The organism is Bartonella sp. AC130YNZD (genome assembly GCF_042196865.1).
In the GTDB taxonomy this organism is placed as follows: Bacteria; Pseudomonadota; Alphaproteobacteria; order Rhizobiales; family Rhizobiaceae; genus Bartonella.
In genome coordinates this window covers 1-814 of the sequence record NZ_JBHIQZ010000142.1, presented here as the reverse complement: position 1 = coordinate 814, position 814 = coordinate 1, and the positions used below count along the sequence as shown (strand labels likewise).

The window sequence follows — 814 nt, the reverse complement described above, 5'->3', positions numbered from 1 at the left end:
ACCGTGTAAGATTTACTATCATGATATTGGAGATAATCTTTCCACCGAAAAAAAACTTGAGAGGCTTCAATACTTTGGTAGTGTTGGTGGTATTACACGTGAAGACGGTTGGCAAATAATTACACCAGACAACTACGGTGATTGGATCAATCAACGTGATGACAGTTTCAAGACATTCCTAGCTCTAGGTGTTAAAAAAGGGCATGTTAAAAAGCTATTTGAAACTTACGGTATTTTGACATACAATGTGAGATGTAATATCAAAAAACACAATAAAGTCAATAGTTTGTTTGTAATTATTTTATATAAATCCACTCAAGAATCCATCTTTTTATACGTGATTCATTTGATCATTTTTTATAGAAGATTGGCATGTATGAATAGACCATAAAAAGCAAATCATGATGCAAATATTATAACGCATGTAAATGTTCAAAAGAAATGAAAAGCCGATATCACTCATAACAGTTTATAAGTTTTATGATACGTTTTTATCATAGCACAAATCACATTGTTTAAAATTTAGTTGTTTGAAATTATCGATTATACGTTTAAAGAATGGTATGAGTTTTGCTCTTTTTTGAGCGAAACCTTAAAAAGGAATACCCCTTTGAAACTGTCATAAGCTTATAGGTTTAATTTATAAAGATTGCATAAAAGGATTTAAAGACAAGATCGATTTTAAAACCACGGTATTTTTTACCGAGGTAGGAAATAAAGGTAATGAAATTCAAAACGCTATATCTTATGAAATGAAAAGCCTTTTAATGAATAGATTGCAGGCTAGTCTTTAAGAATGGAACTATTCGCTTCC

General features: G+C 30.5%; 1 protein-coding gene. It reads left to right on the top strand.

Annotation, left to right across the window (positions count from 1 at the left end; all coding sequences use genetic code 11):
- A partial coding sequence (locus ACFINU_RS10165; protein WP_375619041.1) for a hypothetical protein occupies positions 1-391 on the top strand: 391 nt, incomplete at its 5' end.
- Positions 392-814: the final 423 nt, after the last annotated feature.